This window comes from Aliivibrio sp. A6, assembly GCF_028765505.1.
In the GTDB taxonomy this organism is placed as follows: domain Bacteria; phylum Pseudomonadota; class Gammaproteobacteria; order Enterobacterales; family Vibrionaceae; genus Aliivibrio; species Aliivibrio finisterrensis_A.
Genome location: NZ_JARACR010000070.1, coordinates 1 through 2,658, shown reverse-complemented (window position 1 = coordinate 2,658; position 2,658 = coordinate 1). Strand labels below are relative to the sequence as shown.

Sequence of the window (2,658 nt, the reverse complement as noted above, 5' to 3'; positions counted from 1 at the left end):
ACTACTATGCAATTATACTTAAATTTGACGCCTTAAAACGAGAAACACCCGACAACCTGAGATGCCGAGTGTAGTAAATCGTGTTGATGCGATTGTTAGGTGTATTCCTCAGTACTATCTAGAAGAGTCTTAATTATTGATACTGGACTTTGCCCATGAAACATAATGCGTAAAAATACACCATCCATCAAGGGTAATTCTGTACGTCCATTACTAATGAATACTACATTGCCTTTGTACTTATACGGCCTATTACCAGTTTTATCTAAACGTCCTCGTTCTTTATTAGTTGCAAATCGAGTTGACAAACCAGATTTTTTACACTCATTCAATAACGATTCAATGCATATTCCCATACATACTTGTTTTCGTCCGAACAGAATATCAAATTTATATTCATCTGGAATATCGCGACTAAAAATAGGGAGAGCTAAAGGCAGTTTCATACAATCAATTAATAGCGCTCTTGGGCAATCAGGAGACCCTCCCATTCCATCGAACCAAGTATTAAATATAATGTGACCTTTTGAATATGCATCTTCTGATGCATAAATACCTAAAAATAAACAATTATCAATAACGTCAATTGCCCAACCTTTAGTATTGGCTTGCTCTAAAGTATTAACAAGACGCTCATCCCAAGTCTTTATGGGGAAAAAAGGCGCTGGAATATTAATTTCTTGATTCGTGTCAGGGTCGACGCTTTTCCCGGAACGAAGGACAGATGTAACGTGAGCCATTCTACTCGCTTGACGTGACATTCGTTGCATCTGCTTAACTGTTTTCTCGCCTTCTTGATTAACGAAATCATATAAAGCTTTATCACATTGAGATTGCATATAGAATTTCATAAAGTTGCCAATTTTAGCATTCATAGCCCCCTCTTTAACTTCAGCAATCGTTAGTCCACTTCCTGGCTCGTATATAAGCAGGTCTCCCACTTGTATAAATGACGTCAAATCTGAAATTAATGATACCGCATTTTGCTTTTCTTGAATGAACTCCTTTGAAGCAAAAACAACAGATTCAAAATTACTATTATATAGGTCAGGCTGGGATATATATTTAAAAAAATGTCTTGCATGAGCTAGTTGATGCCCTAATAGCTGCCAAGCTATTGCATCAGCGATCCCCCTAAGTAGGAGTTCTTTCGGATAATCAAGTTTTTCTTCACTTTGAACAATTGCAACTATATCATCCTGAGCAGACATCATGCCTTGATTAGCTGAACGATAAAATTCCTCTCTTAGTTCTTCATTATCTTTAAATTCGTCAAAATTAGCTATCTTATCCCAAAGGTGATGTGAGCCTTGGCAAGCTTTTATATAAAGAGGTCTAATTAATTCCTCATACACTAAAGGGAATGTTATAGGGCTAAGAGTTTTAACTAAATCATATTTTATTTTTTTCCGTTTCTTTTTACCCAACTTAACACCCTCTTTAAACTGATGATTGCCACAAAACACCTAACGCCTGCATAACACGTTTGCTACCATACAGACCTAGCTGAATTTTAACGCCTTAATCACTGAAACTAAAGGCAAAATGACAACGCCGAGTGTAGCAAATCGTGTTGATGCATTTGTTACACGATCTTTGTCAACGCTTCCATTAACTTGGTAAAGAATTGATTTACCAAGACTTACTGTAAACTGAGTTTAATTAGACTGGCTCAATTAAGCGAGCAAAATATCACTTCAACGGCAATAACTGTGAAACGAAACAATCCCTTTTTCTTACGCCATTTGTACAATTTGGTTTCAGCAAGTTTGGAACTGATAAACCAAATGTCCTAACCACAATTGGGATTGAAAATGCTGAGAGAAAAACACTGATGCAGGATAAAATGAGGCATAGCCAAAGAACAATTGAAGCGTAAATTAGCTTCTGAAACGCCTGAATTTAAGGCAATAATAGTTCAATGCCGAACCTGATGAAACGGAAACTAAAAGGCAACAAAGAAAAAGGAAATCCACCCTACTTTCACGCCTAAAAAACTAACGGCTCAATCGCTGAACTGAGCCAAAAAACTGCGATCTTAGAGTTCGTGTAACGCCTGCATAACACGTTTGCTACGATACAGACTTACCTGAATTTTACCGCCTTAATCACTGAAACTAAAGGCAAACTGACAACGCCGAATGTAGCAAATCGTGTTGATGCATTTGTTATATGCTTAACTCATGAAGCTGAGAGATCGTTCTAAAATTGGAGTGACTTTCTTTTTCCAAACCTCGAGAGCTAAACCAAACCGCATTTAAACCAGCCTCTATCGCTGAAATAACGTCTTTTTCAAGTGAATCACCAACCATTGTAAGTTGACTAGGTTCAACTCCTAACTTATTCGTTATTCTTTGATAAAATTCAGAACTACCTTTTGATAAACCAATATTTGACTTACAGAAATAGCCTGAAATGAATTGAGACAACCCTACTCGTTCAAATGCCAATTCAATATCCTGAGCACTGGAATCATCTGCACCAGTTGCCACATAAAGCAAATGTCCTTTCTGGGATAGCGAAGCTAACATTTCCAACGCACCATCTACGGCTTGAACTGTTTCCCAAGCACACATTTTTCCTTGAGCATTTGGAAAGTCGACCATTAAAGTGTCACCCCAATCGAACAGATAAGCTTTTTTCATAATGCCTCCTTGC

Annotated in this window: 2 protein-coding genes; both read right to left on the bottom strand. The window is 37.4% G+C overall.

Going from position 1 to position 2,658, the window contains the following annotated elements; all coding sequences use genetic code 11:
- Positions 1-95: 95 nt before the first annotated feature.
- Positions 96-1,466, bottom strand: a complete 1,371-nt coding sequence (locus PVK70_RS18565; protein ID WP_165370016.1) for a hypothetical protein — start codon at positions 1,464-1,466, stop codon at positions 96-98.
- A gap of 702 nt (positions 1,467-2,168) precedes the next feature.
- A complete protein-coding gene (locus tag PVK70_RS18560) occupies positions 2,169-2,645 on the bottom strand; it encodes an HAD family hydrolase (protein WP_130049464.1) in 477 nt (158 codons plus the stop codon).
- Positions 2,646-2,658: the final 13 nt, after the last annotated feature.